This window comes from Nonomuraea sp. NPDC050680, from assembly GCF_040654555.1.
Taxonomy (GTDB): Bacteria; Actinomycetota; Actinomycetes; order Streptosporangiales; family Streptosporangiaceae; genus Nonomuraea.
Window position 1 is genome coordinate 184,575 of the sequence record NZ_JBFAIF010000012.1, and the last position, 19,553, is coordinate 204,127.

12 protein-coding genes are annotated in these 19,553 nt (G+C 69.3%); 5 read left to right on the top strand and 7 right to left on the bottom strand.

Features of this window, described 5'->3' with window-relative positions; genetic code table 11:
- The first annotated feature begins 677 nt into the window (after nucleotides 1–677).
- Nucleotides 678–4,373, top strand: coding sequence for a serine/threonine-protein kinase (locus AB0H88_RS33365; RefSeq protein WP_357651510.1), 3,696 nt, complete (start codon nucleotides 678–680; stop codon nucleotides 4,371–4,373).
- Here AB0H88_RS33365 and AB0H88_RS33370 read toward each other — a convergent pair.
- A complete protein-coding gene (locus AB0H88_RS33370) occupies nucleotides 4,325–5,470 on the bottom strand; it encodes an RICIN domain-containing protein (RefSeq protein ID WP_357651512.1) in 1,146 nt (381 codons plus the stop codon). The genes AB0H88_RS33365 and AB0H88_RS33370 overlap by 49 nt on opposite strands.
- Nucleotides 5,471–5,707: 237 nt before the next feature.
- Nucleotides 5,708–6,286 (bottom strand): helix-turn-helix domain-containing protein, encoded by a 579-nt coding sequence (locus AB0H88_RS33375; protein ID WP_357651514.1) that lies wholly within the window; start codon nucleotides 6,284–6,286, stop codon nucleotides 5,708–5,710.
- An 87-nt stretch (nucleotides 6,287–6,373) separates the two neighbouring features.
- Here AB0H88_RS33375 and AB0H88_RS33380 point away from each other — a divergent pair, with 87 nt between their 5' ends.
- Nucleotides 6,374–7,255 carry an SDR family oxidoreductase gene (locus AB0H88_RS33380; RefSeq protein WP_357651516.1) on the top strand — a complete coding sequence of 294 codons (882 nt, stop codon included), beginning with the start codon at nucleotides 6,374–6,376 and terminating at the stop codon, nucleotides 7,253–7,255.
- A 103-nt stretch (nucleotides 7,256–7,358) separates the two neighbouring features.
- Nucleotides 7,359–10,859: a WD40 repeat domain-containing serine/threonine protein kinase gene (locus AB0H88_RS33385; RefSeq protein ID WP_357651518.1), complete on the top strand. Its 3,501-nt coding sequence runs from the start codon at nucleotides 7,359–7,361 to the stop codon at nucleotides 10,857–10,859.
- Nucleotides 10,860–10,909: 50 nt separating this feature from the next.
- On the opposite strand, the gene AB0H88_RS33390 is transcribed toward AB0H88_RS33385, so the two are convergent.
- Together AB0H88_RS33390 and AB0H88_RS33395 are read right to left on the bottom strand one after the other, a co-directional pair.
- The gene (locus AB0H88_RS33390; RefSeq protein WP_357651520.1) at nucleotides 10,910–11,269 is read right to left on the bottom strand and encodes a hypothetical protein; all 360 of its coding nucleotides are present in this window, start codon (nucleotides 11,267–11,269) and stop codon (nucleotides 10,910–10,912) included.
- Nucleotides 11,269–11,703, bottom strand: a complete 435-nt coding sequence (locus AB0H88_RS33395) for a hypothetical protein (RefSeq protein ID WP_357651522.1) — start codon at nucleotides 11,701–11,703, stop codon at nucleotides 11,269–11,271. The genes AB0H88_RS33390 and AB0H88_RS33395 overlap by 1 nt, the downstream gene beginning before the upstream one ends.
- A 260-nt stretch (nucleotides 11,704–11,963) precedes the next feature.
- On the opposite strand from AB0H88_RS33395, the gene AB0H88_RS33400 reads away from it, so the two are divergent.
- The gene (locus AB0H88_RS33400) at nucleotides 11,964–13,202 is read left to right on the top strand and encodes an MFS transporter (protein ID WP_357651523.1); all 1,239 of its coding nucleotides are present in this window, start codon (nucleotides 11,964–11,966) and stop codon (nucleotides 13,200–13,202) included.
- 2 nt (nucleotides 13,203–13,204) lie between these two features.
- Here the strand turns inward: AB0H88_RS33400 and AB0H88_RS33405 are convergent, their stop codons facing one another.
- Complete coding sequence (locus AB0H88_RS33405) at nucleotides 13,205–15,202, bottom strand: hypothetical protein (RefSeq protein ID WP_357651525.1); 1,998 nt, start codon at nucleotides 15,200–15,202, stop codon at nucleotides 13,205–13,207.
- A 173-nt stretch (nucleotides 15,203–15,375) separates the two neighbouring features.
- Nucleotides 15,376–15,537: a hypothetical protein gene (locus AB0H88_RS33410; protein ID WP_357651527.1), complete on the bottom strand. Its 162-nt coding sequence runs from the start codon at nucleotides 15,535–15,537 to the stop codon at nucleotides 15,376–15,378.
- A 184-nt stretch (nucleotides 15,538–15,721) separates the two neighbouring features.
- On the opposite strand from AB0H88_RS33410, the gene fxsT reads away from it, so the two are divergent.
- Nucleotides 15,722–18,235: an FxSxx-COOH system tetratricopeptide repeat protein gene (gene fxsT, locus AB0H88_RS33415; RefSeq protein ID WP_357651529.1), complete on the top strand. Its 2,514-nt coding sequence runs from the start codon at nucleotides 15,722–15,724 to the stop codon at nucleotides 18,233–18,235.
- A 76-nt stretch (nucleotides 18,236–18,311) separates the two neighbouring features.
- On the opposite strand, the gene AB0H88_RS33420 is transcribed toward fxsT, so the two are convergent.
- Nucleotides 18,312–19,544 carry an FxsB family cyclophane-forming radical SAM/SPASM peptide maturase gene (locus AB0H88_RS33420; protein WP_357651531.1) on the bottom strand — a complete coding sequence of 411 codons (1,233 nt, stop codon included), beginning with the start codon at nucleotides 19,542–19,544 and terminating at the stop codon, nucleotides 18,312–18,314.
- Between the last annotated feature and the right edge of the window lie 9 nt (nucleotides 19,545–19,553).

The window sequence follows — 19,553 nt, forward strand, 5'->3', positions numbered from 1 at the left end:
GATGCGGTGATTGCCGACCTGTGTCAGGCACTCCGCGATCGTTAATGCCGCGCGTATTTCGCACGGCCCTGAGAGGTATAGCAGATTCGGCCGGTCTCCGAGGGCGGCGGCGAATTCTGGTAACCGATCGCGATAGTGATCCGCTCCGTTCGATCGGCTGCGGAAAGTGGCTCGTCAGGTGGTCATATCGTCTCTCACCTGCGACGGAAGGCGGACGGAAGAAAAACGGAAGAGCGGCGCTTTAATGTCCTGTGACGTTATCCGGGCTCATCTCGCCGACCGCGACAATCACGGACTGCAAACAGGACGTGTAGCTCAAGGCGATTGATTCATGGTTGCCAGGGCGGCAAAGAAAGTTCCACGCCCAGCTTCCATAAGATGGTTTCCCGATCGGCGCCTCTATGGGGCAGAATTTGTGCGGCATCTTCGCTGAGTCGAGCTCGCGGAAGAATGAAACGCAATGAATGCACCCCAGGGCGTTCTGCCAGAGGCCCGCGGCCCCCAGAGCCAGGACGGCGGCCAGCCCTCGGCCGTCGGCGGTCCCCGGGCGATGGGGTGCTGCACGCCGAACACCTTCGTGAATGCTGTCGAAGACGCCAAAACCACAAGGATGGCAACTCCTGGGATGGGGACGGCATCTAAACGACGTAGTCGATCAGTGATGACGGGGTGGTGAGATGGTTTCGGCGTCGGCCCTGCTTCCTGGTGACCCTCTTCGGCTGGGGGATTTCTGGCTGGCCGGGCGGCTCGGGGCCGGCGGGCAAGGGGTGGTGTACGAGGCGTACGACTCCCAGGGCGGCCGGGTGGCGATCAAGGTGTTGCACGGGGATGCAGCCGGTGATCGGGGTCTGCGGGCCCGGTTCGGCAAGGAGGCCGCGGCCGCTCAGCGGGTGGCCTCGTTCTGTACCGCCCGGGTGCTGGCGGTTGATCTGGACGCGCCCAAGCCGTACCTGGTCAGCGAGTACGTCGAGGGGCCCAGCCTGCGTCAGGCGGTCGACGGCGGGCGGCGTTTCAGCGGCGACGAGCTGCATCGTCTGGCGACCGCGGTGGCCACGGCGCTGACCGCCATCCACGACGCCGGGGTCGTCCACCGTGATCTCAAACCCGACAACGTGCTGCTGGGGCCGGACGGGCCGCGCGTCATCGACTTCGGCGTGGCGCGGACCCCGGAGATGTCGCTGACCGCCACCGGCCGGGTCACCGGCACCCCGACGTACATGGCTCCGGAGGTGTACACCGGCCAGCGCGCCGACACTCCCGCCGACGTGTTCGCCTGGGGCGCCATCATGGTCTACGCGGCGACCGGTGACGATCCTTTCCGGGCGGAGAGCCTGGGCGCGGTCATGCACCGCGTCCTGTCGGCCGAGCCGGATCTGACGGTGCTGCCGCGGTCGGTGCGGCCTCTGGTCTCGGCGGCCCTGGCCAAGGACCCCCTCGCCAGGCCGGCCGCGCGCGAGCTGCTGCTCGGCCTGGTCAGCGGCGGCCAGGGCGGCCAGGCCGGCCTGCTCACCGTCGGCAGCGCCGAGGCCGACCTGCTCACTGTCGGCAGCGCCGAGGCCGGGCTGCTCGGCCGTGGGGCCGCGGCCGATCCCACTCTCGGCACCCTGGCCGACGACGCCTACGAATTCCTCGACCCCGCCGGACGTGATCTGGTCCCCGATCTGTTCCTGCGCCTGGTGAACGTCACCGACACCGGCGAGGTGACCGTACGGGCGGCGTCGCGGGAGGAGTTGTCGGAGGCCAGGACGCCGCAGGAGCGGGCCGCGCTGGAGCGGATCCTGGAGGTCTTCGCGTACCTGGTGATCACGCGGGGCGATGACATCACCCTGGCCCGGCCGGCGCTGGTGCGGGCCTGGCCGCGGCTGCGCACCTGGGTCGGCGACGAGCGCGACGGGCTGCCCACGCACGACATGATCCGCACCGGCGCGCGCCACTGGAACGCCCATGGACGTCGTGAGGGCGACGTCTTCCAGGGCAGCCGCCTGGAGACGGCACTGAGCTGGGCCGCCACCGGCCGCCGCCACCTCACCCTGAGCAAGCTCGAACGCGACTTCCTCGACGCCTGCAACGCCGCCACCCGCCACCGGGTCCGGCGCCGCCGTCTCCTCACCGTCGCCCTGGCCGCCCTGCTCGTCCTCGCGCTGGCGGGCGGCGGCCTCGCCCTGCGGCAGAGCCGCCTGGTCTCGGAGCAGAGCAGGATCGTCGCGGCACAGCGTGACGAGGCGGTCGCGAGCAAGGTCGCGGCGCAGGCCGACACCATGCGCGCGACCGACCCGGTTCGGGCGATGCTGCTCAGCGTGGCCGCCTGGCGGCTGGCCCCCGTCGCCGCGACGCGGGCGACGCTGGAGAACGCGTGGGCACAGCGTGAGCGCGCGGCGTTCACCGACCCTGACACCGGTGCCGAGACCGTACGGCGGATGACCGCGGACGGGCGCACGTTCGTCAGGGTGTCCCCGCAGGGCGTGCGGATCTACGACGTTCGTACGGGGAAGAAGATCGGCGGCTGGAACGACCTGAAGATGGGCACGGACCGGTTCCTCGGAGCCGACCTCAGCCCCAGCGGCCGGCTGCTGGCCGTGGCCGCGGGCCATGCCCTCACCATCTGGGACACGAACACCGGCAGGCAGACGGGGGCCAGGCGCAAGATCGATGTGCCGGGATTCTTCAGTGACGTCCAGTTCCTGACCGGCGACCGGTACGTGAACGTCGTCGGGTCCCAAGGCGGCGACCTGTGGGACATACGGACCGGCGCGACCGTCTCCACCAGGGCCGGCATGGTGCGGCCGGCCGTCACTCCGGCCAACGACCTGGTGGTGAACGTCGACCTCGAAGGGCGTTTCCAGTTGTTGAGGCTGCCGGGCGGGAAGCCGGTGGCCAGGTGGCACGACGGCGAGACCTGCGTCAAGGACGGGCAGGTGGCGGCCATCAGCCCCGACGGTCACATGGTCGCGTGCGGCACCGGCTCGGAGATCTCGTTCGTGGACCTGCGCACCGGGCGTACGCTCTCCCACCGGGCGTCCCCGGGCTGGGATTCCAACGGCGATGGCCAAATCTGGTTCAGCCCCGATGGCCGCCACCTCGTGACCGGCGGCACCGACCGCTTCGCGCTCGTCCGCGTCTCCGACGGGAGCACCCTGCTCGACTACCGGGCCGCGCCGCAGAACGTGGCCTTCGACGGTACGACCCTGCGCTACCTGGCCGACGAGAGCGTGGTGAGCCTCGACATCTCCGATCTGCTCCACCCCGTGCGGTTGCCCGGCCACACCCCGGCGACCGCCGTGTTCAGCCCCGACGGCCGGTTCCTGGCCACGCAGCAGAAGGCAGAGTCGCGGCAGTTGTTGCTCTGGGACGTGGCGCGGCGCCGCCCGCTGGGAACCCCGCTGAAGGTCACCATCGGAGACGGCGACATGGCCCTCGCCTTCAGCGGTGACGGGCGGCTGCTGGCGTCCATCGGCGGTATGGGACAGCGGCTGGAGATGCGGGACACCTCGCAACCGTCGCACGTGTCCGAGGCCCGGCTGCCCGGCCGCTGGACGGCGTCCACCCTGGCGGTGAACAGGAACGGGACGCTCGTCGCGGTCGGCGCCAGCGACACCGATGACGACCTCGAGCGTACGGGGCACAGTCGGGTGTTCGTCTGGAACGTGCCGCGGCACACGTGGATGCGGTCCGTCGAAACCGGGTACCTGTCGGGGGTCGTGTTCCGGCCGGGCAGCTCGATGATGGTCCCGGTGACCAACTCGGGGAACCACCTGATTGATCTGTCCACCGGACAACCGGTGGGTCCCGGATTCGGCCCGGGAGGTCTCAACGGCGGGCTGGGGGCGATGGCCTTCAGCCCCGACGGAGCGATCCTCGCCACCGGCGACGAGTCGGGCAGGCTCGCGTTCTGGGACGTGGCCACGGGGGACAAGCGCGGCCCGACATTCCGGGCGAACCCCAACGACGGCGTCGGGATCACCCAGATCGTCTTCTCCCCGAAGGGGGACGTGGCGGCGTCCATCGGCGCGGGAGCGGTCCAGCTGTGGGACGTCGCCACGCCGCGCAAGCTCGGGCCGTCGATGGTGGCGGAGGTGGACTCCCTGTCAGCCGCGTTCGGATCAGATGGCGCGGTACTGCACACCCTCGACGACACAGGCGTGCTGCGCGACATGTCCGTCGGGCCCGAGGCGACGGCCGCCACGGTCTGCGCTCGTGCCGGGCGGGGGCTGACGCGGGCCGACTGGCAGCGGTATCTGCCCGGAGTGCCGTACCGGGAGGTCTGTTCGTTACCGACGGACCGGCCCGTCGAGCGGGGACGGGCCGGCCGTAGGTCTGTCCGGGGTCAGCTCAGGAAGCTGCCGTACGGACCAGACAGGATCTGGTTCTTCTGACTCTGGCTGAAATGCGTGTTCGGGTAGTCGTAGAACGAGGCGGACATCGGAGTCCCGTCGGTGGACGAGGAGTCGGGCAGGCCGAAGGCGTGGCCCAGCTCGTGGACCATCCCGCCGTACCAGCGGTTCATCGGGCCGTTCACGCCCGCGGCGCCATCGGCGTCGTGCTGGTTCAGGATCACCCAGCCACCGCCGCCACCACCGCCCGCGCCGTTGCCCTCCGCGCTGATCTCACCCACGTTGATCCAACGCGGGTCGGGTGACCTCAGGTTCAGCTTCCTGAGTAGTTCTTGCTGCATGTTGAACACGGTCCACCAGTACGGGTCGCTTCCGTTGGGGGTGGTCTCGTACCAGTTCTTCACGTGGTCGCCGTTGACGACCTCGACCACGGGGTCGTTGAGGGTGAAGGTCTTGCCCAACTCCTGCTTGTAGTAGCGCTGCGCCTCCCGTAGGACGTTGGCGATGCCGTCCGGCCACCGCTGGTCGAAGGCCACGTCGGATGGCTTCAGCCAGTACACCCGGATGGTCTTTTCCGGGGGTGTGGTGGGGGTGCCGCCACCGCTGGTGTAGTTCGGCAACCGCCATGTCCGTGAGGACACCGCGTCGCAGGGCAGCTGTACGAGGCCGGTGTTGGCGGCCGATGAGCCGCCCGCGGGGACGACGCACTTGCTGGAGTGCACCGCTTGGAGCCTGAAGGTCTTGTCGGTGCCACTGACCGTCACCGGGACCAGGCGGAACTTCTGGTTGTTGGCACTGGAGCAGTTCCACTGGATGACCGTGGCGTTGTCGGCGGTGGACGCGCCGTAGACGTCCACGCATCTGCCGCTGGTCGAGGTGCCGACGGTGTACTGGTCGGTGGTGCCGCTCACCGGGGTGAAGGTGAAGCTCTGGTTGCCGCCACCGTTACAGGACGCCTGCGTGAGCTGGACGCCGTTGGTGGTGGAGCTGTTGGGGAGGGTCAGGCAGTTGGCGCCGTTCTGGTTGACGGCTGTCGAGGTGAATGTCGTCGCGGCGTTGGCTGGTGGGGCGCCGACCATCATGATCACAAAGACCAGGGCGGTGGTCAGCGAGGTAAGGGCGGCGGCTAATCGTTTCATCGACACGCGTCCTCCGAGTCCTGGGAACGAGGGCAGACCTGTGCATACGATGACGCGCGAAAAGGTTTTCGGCAAGATCTTGTGAACGTTACAGGGAGAGCGACGAGGACAGCAGGTCATGGGGGCGACGACGCTACGTACTGCCAGCGCGTCTTGCGAAATGCTTTTCGGCTCCATACGCGATGGCCGTGGCGGCGGAGGCTGCGGTCTGTACGGGGTAGGCGGACGGGTGGCCGGTCAGCCCAGTGATGCGCTCGCCGCGCGCAGCTCGTCCAGGGCCGCCAGGGTGTACCCGGCGAGGTCGTCCTCGGCGTCACGGTCGCTCTCGGACCATTCGGCGTATCCCCGTTTGAAGGCGAGGACGCCGAGCTCGCCCGCGAGAGCCGCGGTCGGATCGGGTACGCCGCGGGCGACCAGGGCGGTGGTCATCGCGGTCGCGAGGCTGACGCTTTTGAGGGCGTCACGCTCTTGAAGTTCGGCGCTGGAGGCGACGGCCGCCTTCAGGCGAGGGGCGAGCTCGCGAGTCATGGGGCCCATCGCGCTCGATGCGCGCTCGAGACCGGCAGCGACCGCCTCGAGCGGGCTGGCGTCACCGGGCGCTTCGGCGATCCCCTCGGCCAGCAGCCGGCTCAGGGTCTCCTGTCCGGCCACCAGCAGCTCGCGCTTGTCGGGGAAGTGCCGGAAGAAAGTGCTTTTGGTGACCCCGGCGCGATCGGCGATCTGCGCGACCGTCGTGGCGTCGTACCCCTGCTCGGCGAACAGGTCGCAGGCAGCCACGACGAGGCGTTCGCGCGCCCCTGGTTCCCATCGACCCATGGGCCCATCATAGCGTGATGGGACTCTTGTCCCGTCACTCTGCTAGGGTGACGGGACAAGAGTCCCATCACTTGCGGGGAGAGCTCCATGCGCGTCTTTGTCACCGGTGGCACTGGTCTGATCGGTTCCGCCGTCCTCGCCGAACTGCTCGGCAACGGCCACACCGTCCTCGCACTCGCCCGCTCCGACGCGTCCGCGCTGGTCGCCGAGGCGGCCGGCGCCGAGCCGCTCCGGGGAGGTCTCGCCGATCTGGACATCCTTCGCGCCGGCGTCGCTCAGGCCGACGGGGTGATCCACCTGGCATTCGGTAACGACTTCAGCAGCCCCGACGCCCTCGCGAAGGCGGTCGCCGAGGAAAGTGCCGCCCTCGCGACCCTCGGCGAGGAACTCGTCGGCAGCGACCGCCCCTTCGTCACCGTCTCGGGTACGCCGTGGGTGCCGGGCCGCGTCTCCACCGAGGCCGACCCGCTGCCGACCGACGGGCCGGTCGGTGGTCGCGGTCGCGCGGTCACGGCGGTCCTGGGCTTGGCCTCGCGCGGGGTCCGGAGCACGGCCGTACGCCTGCCGCGCACGGTTCACAACCAGGGCGCGGGCGGGTTCGCCGGTTTGCTGACCGACATCGCACGCCGGACCGGAGTGTCCGGCTATCCGGGCGACGGCGCACAGCGTTGGCCGGCCGTGCACGCGCTCGACGCGGCGGTCCTCTTTCGGCTCGCCCTGGAGTCGGCGCCGGCCGGTAGCTCCTGGCACGCCGTGGACGACGAGGGAGACAAGGTGCGTGACATCGCCGCGGTCATCGGCCGACGGCTGGGCCTGCCGGTCGAGTCGGTGCCATCGGAGACCTACGGCCCTCTCGGCCCGATCTTCGCGACCGACCAGCCCTCCTCCAGTACCCACACCCGGCAGGCGCTCGGCTGGGAGCCGAAGCACCCGCGCCTTCTGGAGGACCTGGAGAACATCCAGTCCTGACATGGAAACAGATCGCTCTGCCGCTGCTGCTCCTCCACATGGAGAAGAGGCAGGAGGGGCGAAGCATCACAACTCATAGGTGACCATTCGCGTCTAATTCGCCGTGGAATCGCTCAGCGGGGGAGATCCGCAGCACATCGGGGGCTACTGGCTGGCCGGGCGGCTCGGCTCCGGTGGTCAGGGTGTCGTCTACGAGGCGTACGACGCGGACGGGCGCCGGGTGGCGCTCAAGATGTTGCACGCGGCCGGCCACGACGGCAGCCGTGATCGGTTCGCCAAGGAGGCGACCGCCGCGGGCAGGGTGGCCTCGTTCTGTACGGCCAGGGTGCTGGCCGCGGATCTGGACGGGCCCAGGCCGTACATCGTCTCCGAGTACGTGTCGGGGCCGAGCCTGCGGCAGGCCGTGCGCGAGGGGCGCAGGTTCACCGGTGACGACCTGCACCGGTTGGCGACGGCGGTCGCGACGGCGCTGACGGCCATCCACGAGGCGGGGGTCATCCACCGCGATCTGAAGCCGGACAACGTGCTGCTCGGCCCCGATGGGCCGCGGGTGATCGACTTCGGCATCGCGCGGACGCTGGACATGTCGCTCACCAAGACCGGAGAGGTGTCGGGCACGCCCAGTTACATGGCGCCCGAGGTGTTCACCGGGCAGCGGGCGGGGGCTCGGGCGGACGTGTTCGCCTGGGGCGCGATCATGGTGTACGCCGCCACCGGACAGGAACCTTTCGATGCCGACAACCTCGGTGGCGTGATGCACCGGGTGTTGTCGTACCAGCCCGATCTGAGTGCGTTGCCGCCACAGCTGGGCGCGCTGGTCGCGGCCGCGATGCGTAAGGATCCCGCTGGCAGGCCGACTTCCCAGGAGCTGTTGCTCGCGCTGGTCAGCGGTAACGGGGCGGACATCGGGGGGCTGCTGGCGGAGGGGAGCCGCGCTGCCCAGGGGGTGCGTGGGGAGGGCGGGGCCGATCCGGCGCTGGGCGCCATCGCCGAGGACGCCTACGGCGCGCTCGGGCCGGAGGAGCGTGAGCTGGCCGCCGAGGTGTTCCTGCGGCTGGTCGCCGTGGACGAGGACGGTCGTGAGAGCGGACGGACGGTCTCCCAGGATGAGCTGTTCGGCGGGCGTCCCGAGCGCGAGGCCGCCGCCATCCGGCGCATCCTGCGGACGTTCTCGTACGTCGTCGCCACGGACGAGGAGTCGGTCGCGCTGTCGCGTCCCGGGCTGCTGCGGGCCTGGCCCAGGCTGCGCATGTGGGTGGACGCCGACCGTGAAGGTCTCGCCGTCCTGAGCCAGATCACCAGCGCGGCGCGGCACTGGACCGGCAACGGCAGGCGCGACGCCGACCTGCTCCAGGGCAGCCGTCTGGAGCAGGCGCTGAGCTGGGCGGCCACCGGGCGCCGCCATGTGACGCTCACTCCCCGCGAGCGCGACTTCCTCCAGGCGGGCACCGCGCTGACCAGGAAGCGCGCCAGGCGCAGGACCTTGACCACCACGGCGCTGGCCGGGCTGCTGGTGGTGTCGCTCGTGGCGAGCGTGCTGGCGCTGTGGCAGCGCCAGCAGGCGTCCGACCAGCGCGACGTGGTCACCGCCAAGCAGGTGGCGGTCGAGGCGGACCGGCTGCGCACCACCGACCCGGTCCTGGCGATGCTGCTCAGCGTGGCGGCCTGGCGCGTCTCCCCGCAGGTCGAGGCCCACTCCGCGCTGATGGCCTCGGCCCAGCAGCAGGAGACGGCCGTCTTCCACGACCCGCAGGTCAAGGGGCTGGCCACGCGGACGCTCAGCGGCGATGGCCGCACGCTGGTCAGCGTCAGCGAGGGCGGCGGCGTCAACGTGTACGACGTCCGCACGCACAAGCGGACGGGCGGTTGGAAGGGGCTGGGGCTGGAAGGCGAGGAGCTCATGGACCCGGTGCTGAGCAGGACCGGACGGCTGCTGGCGGTGTACACCCATGACGAGCTCGGCGTCTGGAACATCACCGACGGCAAGCGACTGTTCAAGGAGAGCTTCCCACCGGGCGACATGACGATCCAGATCGACATCGGCCAGGACGAGGCCACCCTCGCCGTCAGTTTCGACAACGACCTCGACCATTTGGTGGACCTGCGTACCGGCAGGAGGTTCGGCAAGAAGGCCGCCTTGCACGGGTGGGGTCCGGTGATCGACCCGACGGGTAGGCACCTGCTGCTCACCGGCGACAGCTTCGCCGAGCGCGCCCTGCCCGGCTGGACCCCCGAGCATCGCTACCCCGGCTGCCGAGGGGCGCACTCGGTCGCCGCGTTCTCGTCCGACGGCGCCACCCTGGCCTGCGCGGGCAGCTACGTGGTGCTCCTGGACGCCGCCACCGGGCGCCGCCGCGACAAGCGCGACTGGACCTGCGACGTCTGCGGCGGCGGCGGCTTCCTCCCCCGGCTGCGCTTCAGTCCCGACGGCCGCTACCTCGCCGCGTTCAAGGGCCGGAAGCTCCGGGTATGGGAGGTCGCCGACCACGACATCGAGCTGCTCGTGTACCAGACGGAGGGCACTCTGTCCGGCGTCGGTTTCGACGGCTCCACGCTGCGTTACCTGATGGACGACTCGGTGATCAGCGTGGACCTGTCCCCACGCGCCACCTCGATCAAGGCGGGGGGCGACGCCATCCTCAGCCCCGACAGCCAGTGGGCCGCGGTCCGCCCCGATGACAGCAAGTACGTCCGGCTCTGGAACGTGCACGAACGCCAGGAGGTCGCCCGCTTTCCTGTCGAACCGGGCTTGTCGGCTTTGTCGGCGTTCGACCAGCCAGCCAGACGGCTGTTCATCGCGTCGGATTCCGGCCGGGTCGAGCTGGTCGACGTCGGTACCCGCAAACGGATCTGGTCGATCCGGTCCCGGCATGCCGTCGACGGCTTCTCAGCGTCACAGGCCGCCTTCAGCCCAGACGGCAGGACGATCGCGCTCGTCCTCGGCCCGTACGGGCAGACGCTGGAGTACTGGCTGACCGTGCTCGACGCGGCCACCGGCCGGGTCCTGCACGACAGCTTCACCACCAGCGTCGGCGGCCCGTACCTGCCCGACGGCAAGAGACTGGCCACCGGCTCCGGCAGGTTCATGGACGTCGCGACCGGCAAACCGGTCGGGGAGGCCTACGACACGTCCTACGACGGCGGGGCGGGCGTGGCCTTGAGCAGCCGTGGCCTCATGGCCATCGCCTACGACGAGACAGGACGTGTCTCGCTCTGGGACCCGTCCGGGCCGACGGCGCTGCGGCCCATGCTGCCGAAGGCGGCGAGCCCCGTGGACGCCCTGGCGTTCTCGCCGAGAGGAGACGTGCTCGCGACGGCCAGCGGCGGCCTCGTTCAGCTCTGGGACCCCGTCAACAGGCGGCGGCTCGGGGGCTCCTTCGACGCCCGGACGATCCAGGACGTCGACTCGCTGACCTTCAGCGCCGACGGCGGCACGCTGTACTTCTCGGCCGACGGCGACATCCTGGAGATGCCCGTGGGGACCGAGCGGGTCGCCGCGCTGGTGTGCGGGCGCGCGGGCCGCCGGCTCACCGAGGCGGAGTGGAGCCAGTACCTGGGTGACGTGGCGTACCGGGAGACCTGCCCGGAGGCCCCCGGCCGGTGAGCGTCACACCGGCCGGGCGCGAGCCGGTGAGACGCACGTCCGACCGGCGGTCAGAGTGGGATGAACAGTGCCTCGAACGGCGGTTCGCCGACCCCGGTGGTGATGTGTCCCAGCCCCGTCGTGTCGGCGGCGAGCACCAGGTCGCCCGCGCCGAAGCGGCGCCGGCTGCCGTCGGTGACCGTCACCTCGATCGTGCCGCGCAGCATCATCACCCACTGCTCGCGCGGCGCCGGGTGCGCGGCGCTGTCGAACGCGGCGCTGCGGACGAACTGCACGCCGCCCCTCGACGGCAGCCCGCCGACCGCCATGGCCGGCACCCCTTCGGCGACCTGCCGGTCGGTGAGCGCGATCTCGCCGTCCTCGAACGCCGATCCGCCGTCCTCGGTGCGGGTGATCCGGGTGAAGCGCATCAGCTCGCTCCGATGAACTGGTGGTCGGTACGCACCCGGCCATCGCCGTCCAGAGCCAGGATGTCCAGGCCGCCGCCGACGGCCTCGCCCGTTCGGGTCGACACCATCGACCATCGGATGGCGAGCACGTTGGGCATGAGGGGGTACGCCTCCTCGGCGGCCTCGAAGACGTGTTCGCCCGGCTCGACGAACATCTCGTAGGCACGACTCACCCTGGCGTCCAAGGCGTCATGACCCCGGACCTCCAGGGGCGGCACGGGAAAGGCGAGTGCCGTGGCGGCGGCGCGGATCTCTTGGGGCGGGTCGACCAGCACCTGGATCCCGTCGGGTGCCCACAGCTCACGGATGAGGGCGCTTCGCGTCGCCGGATCGGGCTCGTTCCACTGGGCGATGTAGCGCTCGGCCCACTGCTTCACATCGAGTTCATTGCTCATGCGTAGCAGTGTCCAGCGCGGCCTGCGACTTTGCGATTCCCTGCAGGGAATCGTTCCGCTGCCGCGTAGTCGCAAGCCCTGATGGGTCTACCGGAGCCGGGCTATACTCCGACGGGTCGCAAAGCCCCAAGAGTCGGTACAGCGCTTTCCATCCATGCATAAGAGGCAGACTGTTCGCCGTGGCCATCCCCACTTGTGACCCTAAGGTCGGGCTCCAGGAAGAACCGGCCAGGGCGGGGGAGTTGACTAAGACAGAAAGCTTGTCGGGCGACAACTCGGGCCCACCGAAGACAACTAGATTTGCCCTTGTATGGGCTGGTTCGACCATTTCCACGGTAGGCACACGGACACTCGGTGTCGCCTACCCGCTCCTCGCTCTCGCGCAGACCAAATCGCCGGCCGCCGCCGGTTGGGCGGGGTTCGCTTTGACCATCCCCATCCTGGTCTTCTATATCCCCGGTGGGCTTCTGGTCGACAGGATGTCCAATCGCTCGATCATGCTCTGGGCGGAGTTCGGCCGCTGGGTGACCGTGGCGACTGTGGCGTTCGCGATGCTCTTCGGTGGGCCGTCGCTCTGCCACCTCATTACGGCGGCCCTGCTTGAGGGCACGTTCTGGGTGATGTGCAACCTGGCGGAGACGGCGTTGCTCCCGTCGCTGGTCAAGCCGGTCATGATGCGGCGCGCGCTGGCCAAGAGCGAAGGAGCCAGCCATCTCGCCTCGCTCGCCGGTCGGCCGCTCGGCGGATATCTGTTTGGAGTGGGAGCGTTTATCCCTTTTGTACTTAACGCCGTGTTGTTCGCCGTTTCATTGGTGTTGTTCTGGAAAGGGAGTCCGGGCTCCGGGCGGCGGCCCGCCCATTCGTTGCAACTCAGCGATCTGTCCGTGGGGTTCCACGTGCTCATGAAGCAGGACTTCCTGCGGGGCGCGATCATGCTCGTCACCATCACCAACCTGATGGTCAACACGCTCATCATGATCTTCGTCGCGGGGTCCGACGGTATGCCGTCGCTGACGATCGGGCTCGTACTGGCGGCCGGCGGAATGGGCGGAGCGCTGGGCGCCACCCTGACCTTCTTCCAGCGGCCGCTGCGCTTCACCCTGCTGATCCACACGGGGATCTTTCTGATGGCCATGCTCCTGGCGATGCTGGGATCGGTGCTCCGATCGCAGCCGCTCTTCTTCGCCCTGGCCTTCTTCGCCACCGGAATCGGCGGCGCGATGAGCAATGTGGCGATCAGGGCCGTGGAGGTCGCCAGAATCGACCCGGGAACACTGGCCCGCGTGGTCGGCGTCTCGCGACTGTCGTCCTACGGCGCGCTCTCCCTCGCCGCGCCGCTCGGTGCCTTCCTGGTCACCTGGCACGGCGTGACGGGCGGCTCGATGCTGCTGTTCGGCGCGATGCTGATCCTGGCACTGTCGGTTTTGACCGTGCCGCAACTGCGCAAATGGCTGACTCCGCCGCTACCGGACTTCGTCGGTGAGCCCCACCTGGTATGACGTCACCGGGCGCCGACCAGCCGGTGCGCGTCCTGCTTCATGTGCTCGGGCAGGCCAGGCCGCTGTGCGCGGATCGCCGCCCTGGCCAGGTCCATCGCCGAGGTGGTCTTGCCCGCCAGCTCCTCCACCCGGGCCGCGTACAGCAGCAGCGGCCCATCGTCCACGGCCTCCGCCAGCGCCTCCATCATCTCCTGCTGGGCCTCCTCCAGGCTGTCGGTCTGGGCCAGTGCCAGCGCGTGCGCGATCTTGGCGAACGGCCACCGCAGCGGCCGGGCCCGGTCCAGGTCGCGCAGCGCGGCGCGGGCCCGGCCCATGCCGGCCAGCATCTGGCCACGGCCGAGCAGGGCGTCGACGTTGTTGCCCTCACGGTCGAGCACGTCGTTGAGCACGCCCACCGCCGCGTCCGGATGCCCGCCGTGCCACAGCGCCCACGCCAGCTCGGTCTGGATCGTGAGATCGGCGGGCACGCGCACCATCGCGGCCCGCAGGTGGCGTACGGCCTCGTTGGGGGACCCCTGTGTGAGCCGCAGCCGTCCGATGGCCGTGAGCATGGGGCCGACGGCGGCCACCTCGCCGGCCGTCTCGAAGCTCTTGGCGGCCGCGCTGTAACGGGAGACGGCGTCACTCAGCTTCCCCCGCTCAAGCGCGATGTTGCCCAGGAGCGACTCGATCCGCGCTCGCACCCGGAGGTCGTCGTGCCCGGAACGGGCCAGGCCCTCATTGCCGTGCGTCTCCGCCAGCACGAGATCGCCCTCGCGCAGGGCGCTTTCGGCCGCGCGGAGATGCTCCTCGGCCGGCAGCCGGCAGGGGTAGGCGCGGGGCTGGTAGTCCTCCTGTGCGGGCGGCTGTAAGAGGCGGTCGTACGCCAGCTCGTACGAGCTCTCGCCCATGCGCTGGTCGGCCCGGAGGAGGTGCCGCGTCACCAGCAGGGCGACGGTGGCCCTGCTGATCCCGGCCGGCGTGATCGCGCTCTGGCGGACGGGCTGCCGGCTCCCCGGCCGGTCGGCGAACGCCAGCCGTAACCACGTCCGCAGCCGGTGCTCGTCACCGTTGAGCCGCTCGGCCGCGATCTCCCCGATCACCCGGTGGTAGTGCTCGGAGAGCGTCTTGTCGGCGTACAGGCCGGCCTCGGTCGCGGTGATCTTCGTGGCCTCGGCGGGCAGCGCGTTCCACAGCGCCTCGCACACCACCTGGAGATGGACCGGGTCCACGCCCTCTGCCTGCTGCGCGGTGTTCGAGCGCCCCCTGATCTGGATGAGGTCCCGGACGATCTGCTCCGCCACCCCAGGCGCGAACACGTGCCCGGTGCCCTCGATCGGCCCGGTCACCGCCTCCAGCGCGCCCGCCTGATCCAGCGCCTCCAGCGGGAAGCGTTCCCGCTCGGAGCCGGCCAGCTCGCGCTCGTACGGCAGCAGGTCCCGCAACCGGTCCGCGCGGATCGACAGCAGCAGCCGGAGGCCGGGGTCCGCGTGCAGCGCCTCGCCGAGCTGCCCGAAGAACCAGTCCCGATAGGGATGGCGTCGGCGGCCGGTGGCGAAGAGCTCCTCGACCTGGTCGATGGCCACCATGGTGAGGGTCGGATCGCCGTAGGTGTCGCGTTTGACCGGCCGGGCCCGCAGGAACGCGGGGATCGTCATGCTCGCCAGCCGGGTGGGCGTGGCCATGGGGGACCACGACATCAGCAGGGCGAGCACGTACGGATCGTGGGCGGGGAGCGCGGCCTGCGGAAAGCATGATCCATAGGACACCCGGCCGAGGGGGAGGACGTCGGTCCGGTTCGGGCTGAGGAGCGGGATCACGCCGGCCTGGATGAGGGAGGTCTTTCCGATTCCCGAAGCGCCGTACAGGACGGTCAGTCGTTTGCTCTGCCATAGCTGGCAGATCACGCGAGACTCCGCGTCGCGTCCGAAGAAACCGTGCCGATCTTCGGAGCGAAAGACGCGTAACCCCCTGTATGGTCCCGGCGCCGCCTGCCGTGCGTCCATACCGGAAGTGCCCATGTCGTTCCTATCCGCAGCCGCGTTTCACCGCACATTTCCTCCGTGACGGTCAAGGTGGGCGAAATCTTCGCATGCGCGCGCGGGCGCGCGCCCATCCCGCTGGATGAGGCACTCTTCGGGCGCATGTTGTACGCCCGATTTCCGCCTTGCTGCTGAGAAATGCGGAGTATGTCTTAAATTGTGTTTGAGAAGCCCCCCGCCACCTGCTCCTTCTGGTCGCCCAGGCAGGATGCCACCGCTGCTCGCAGGGCGGCGCTCTCCATTTCCTGCATGTGCCGCAGGGAAACGGTGGTGACGTCGATCAGCAGGCTGGATCTGTACTGCCCATCACGCATGTGTACTCCGTCCATTTCGGGCCATCCGAATGTCTAATGATGTACAGGCGCTTATGAGCGTGCGTGTGTCAGGCCGACCGAGGCCAGCCTGACTTCTTCTTATTTCGATTCTGTGATAAACGGGTGGACTAATCAAGCTCTAGGATGAGACATACGATTACCGGCGTCTGGGGCGGAGGCTGACGTGACGGAAAATTCACACTCCATGGTGCCGCAGGGGCCGAAGGTCTGGGAAAGGGTCCCCAAGCGTAATCCGAACTTCACCGGCCGCGCGGACCTGCTGACGGTGCTCAGGAAGAGCATCAACACGGTGACCGCCGTCGTGGCGCAGCCCCAGGCCCTCCAGGGGCTCGGCGGCGTCGGCAAGACGCAGCTGGCCATCGAGTACGCCTGGCAGTACCGCGCCCATTACGACCTGGTCTGGTGGATCTCCGCGGACCAGCCGGTGCTGGTCCCGTCGTCGCTGGCGGCGATGGGCCAGGTGCTCGGGCTCCCTCAGGCGACCGGCGCCGAGCAGGCCACCCAGGCGGTGTTGCGTGCGCTGCAGAGCGGCGTCCCGTACCGGAGCTGGTTGGTGATCTTCGACAACGCCGAAGAGCCCGACTACATCAAGGACTTCATCCCCAGAGGGCCCGGCCACGTCCTCATCACCTCGCGTAACTCGCGCTGGAGCGACCATGAGCCCACCATTCAGGTGGACGTCTTCAGGCGCGAGGAGAGCGTGGAGTTCCTCCGCAAGCGCCTCGGCCGGGCGGTGAGCGAGGACGGGGCGGCCCTGCTGGCCGAGAGGCTCGGCGACCTCCCGCTGGCGCTGGAGCAGGCCGCCGCGCTGCTGGCCCGCACCCTGATGCCGGTGGACGAGTACCTCTCGCTGCTGGAGGAGCAGACGGGCCGGCTGCTCAGCCTGGAGAAGGCGCCGACCTACCCGCAGTCCATGACCGCCGCGTGGCAGCTGTCCGTCTCACAGCTCGAAGACCGTGTCCCCGAGGCGGTCGAACTCCTGCGCTGCTGCGCCTTCTTCGGCCCCGAGCCCATCCCGCGCGACGTGTTCCGCCGCGGCAACCGGCTGGTCGGTCCGCGGCTGGCGCCCATCCTGTCCGACGCCATCCTCCTGACCAACGCCCTGAGCAATCTGGAACGTTACGCGCTGGTCAAGGTCGAGCCCGCCGCCCGCACCCTTCAGGTCCACCGGCTCAACCAGGCACTCCTCCGCGACGAGACGCCGGAGAAGGACCGCGGCGAGCTCCGCCACGAGGTGCACCTGCTCTTGGCGGGCAGCGCGCCGAGCGACCCGGACGATGAGACCAAATGGTCCAGTTTCGAGGAGCTGGCCGCCCATTTGGAGCCGTCGGGGCTGATCAGCTGCGTGGAGCCGAACGTCCGCAAGTTCGCGATCGACCTGGTGCGATATCTCTACGTACGCGGTAGCTACAAACAGGCGCAGACACTGCTCGGCGAATACATCGAGAAGTGGACGGAGGTCAGCGGCGCGCGGCACCAGGACGTGCTGGTGGCCCAGATCCACCTGGGCAACATCAAGCTGGCGCTGACCCTCTATCCCGAGGCGTACGAGATCGACTCAAGGGCCTTGGAGGTGATGCGGGAAGTCCTGGGCCACGAGCAACCGGAGACGCTGTGGGCGATGAACGGCTACGCCACCTCGCTCCGTGGCCGCGGCGACTTCCTGAGGGCGCGCGACGTCGACGCGGAGGTCCGCGAGGCGTACGAGCGACTGTACGGTGAGAACGAGATCCGGACGCTGCGCGCCCGTAACAACCTGGCCCTCGACTACGCCCTGACGAGCGAATACGGCGAGGCGCAGAAGATCCTCCAGTCCGCCTACCTCTACATGAGCGGCGCGGAGGGCAGCGGCAGGCGCCTCCTGCTGCAGACCTGGACCAACCTGGGCCGGGCGGTGCGGCTGAACGGCCGGTTCCACGTGGGGACCGACATGGCCGAGGAGGCCTACAGATACGGCGTGGCGCAGCTGGGCGAAGACCACCCCGCCACCCTGCTCGCGGCCAAGGACCTCGCCATCAGTCAGCGCCGGAGCGGCCGGATGGGCGAAGCCCTGGAGCTCATGCAGGACACCTACACCCGGCTGCGGCGACTCTACGGCGACGTGCACGCCGACACGATGGCCGCCGCCCTCGGGCTGTCCAACGCCCTGCGCGCCTTCGGTGAGCTGGAGGAGGCCAGGGCGATAGTGGATCGCGCGCTGCAGTACTACCCCCAGGTGTTCGGGGAGGATCACCCGTTCACCCAGGCGAGCAGGATCAATCTGGCGCTGCTGATGCGGCTGAGCGGCGACGCCGCCAAGGCGCGGGAGATCGATCAGAAGGCCCTGGACGGCCTCACCGCGCGGCTCGGCCGCGATCACGACTACACGGTGACCTGCGGCATCAACCTGCAGAACGACCTGGCCGCGCTCGGCGAGTTCGACCGGGCCCGGCGGCTCGGCGAGGAGAACTACCAGCGGATCCAGGCGCACTTCACCCCCGACCACTACCTCAGCCTCGTCTGCGCCGCCAATCTGAGCCTGGATCTCCAGGAGACGGGTGCGGAGGACGAAGCCGGGCGGCTGCACGAGGAGACGATGAGGCGCTTCGACCTGATCGTGGGACGCGACCATCCCGATACGCTCGCGGCCCTCGCGGGCGAGCGGATCAACTGCGACTTCGACCCGCCACCCATCTGAGACCCGCCACCCATCTGAGACCCGCCACCCATCTGAGACCCGCCACCCATCTGAGACCCGCCATCCAAGACAGGGCTCAGCTCGCTCCTCGGAGCCGCGCCACGTCGCGGGCGCACCGCGCGGCGATGTAGGTGATCAGCCGGTACAGGTCAGGACAGTAGACGGAGGGAGTCGCGAAGCCGGTGTCCTGGCTGTAGCGGTGCGCGTAGAGCCCGCCCCCGCAGGTGGAGACGATGTCGCAAGCGCGGCAGGCAGGAGACAGCGCCAGCTCGCCGACCTGCCGCGCGACGATCGACGGGTGCAGCAGCGCCCGGTCGAGCGGGTCCCTGAGCACGTGCAGCCGGGTCTGCGGGGCGCCGGGGTAGGCGCTCTTCAGGATGTCCGACTGCTGGATGCCGCCGTCGGTCTCGATCACCACCATGCGCACCGGGGACAATCCCACCGTCTCCGCCCGCGAAGGGCTGCCGAGCAGCAGGCGCATGATCTCCTGGAACATCCGGATCTCGGTCTGCAGCACCGGGCTCTCGTACCAGCGGTCGAAGATCTGGATCAGCCAGTCGGCGTACGGCGTCGCCGTCGAGTCCGGGTCGCGGAAGGGCGGCGGAGCCGGCCAGTTGCCGTGGGGCAGCAGGAAGTCGATCGCCGGCGGATCGAACTCCAGCAGCGCCTCATAGGTGCGCACCGGGTCGTTCCGCACGTCCACCGTGCACAGGAGCCCGCTGAACAGGCGGTGGTACGGCCCCTCGGTCAGCCTGCGCAGCGACGCGCTGACCTGGGCATGGCTGCCGCGCCCGTCGGCGAACCGGCGGTGCCGGTCGTGGCTCTCCTCATCGCCGTCGACGCTCACTCCGACGCGGATCTCCAGCGAGTCGAACAGGCGCAGGAACGACTCGTCGAGCCGTACGCCGTTGGTCTGGATGTTGACGTTGACCTGGGTGCCGGTGCCGACGGCGCCACGGATGCCGCGTACCAGGCGGGAGATGAGCTCGGGGCCGGCCAGCAGCGGCTCGCCGCCGTGCAGGATGATGTCCACCTCAGGCAGGTTGTGGCGGCCGGCATGCTCGGCGATGCGCTCGATCGTGCGGTCGGCGACGGCGTCGGACATCCTGCGGGGCTGCTCGCGCCAGCTCTGGTCCGCCATCTCGTACACGTAGCAGTGGCGGCAGGACAGATCACAGCGACTGTGGATCTTCAGGATGAACTGCTGGAAGGCGAACGGCTCCCATCCGCCGGCCAGCAATGCGTCGACGTCGAGGAATTCCGGGAACCCCTGGGTGAGCAGCGGTTCCGAATCAGGGCTTCCTAACAACGGCTACCT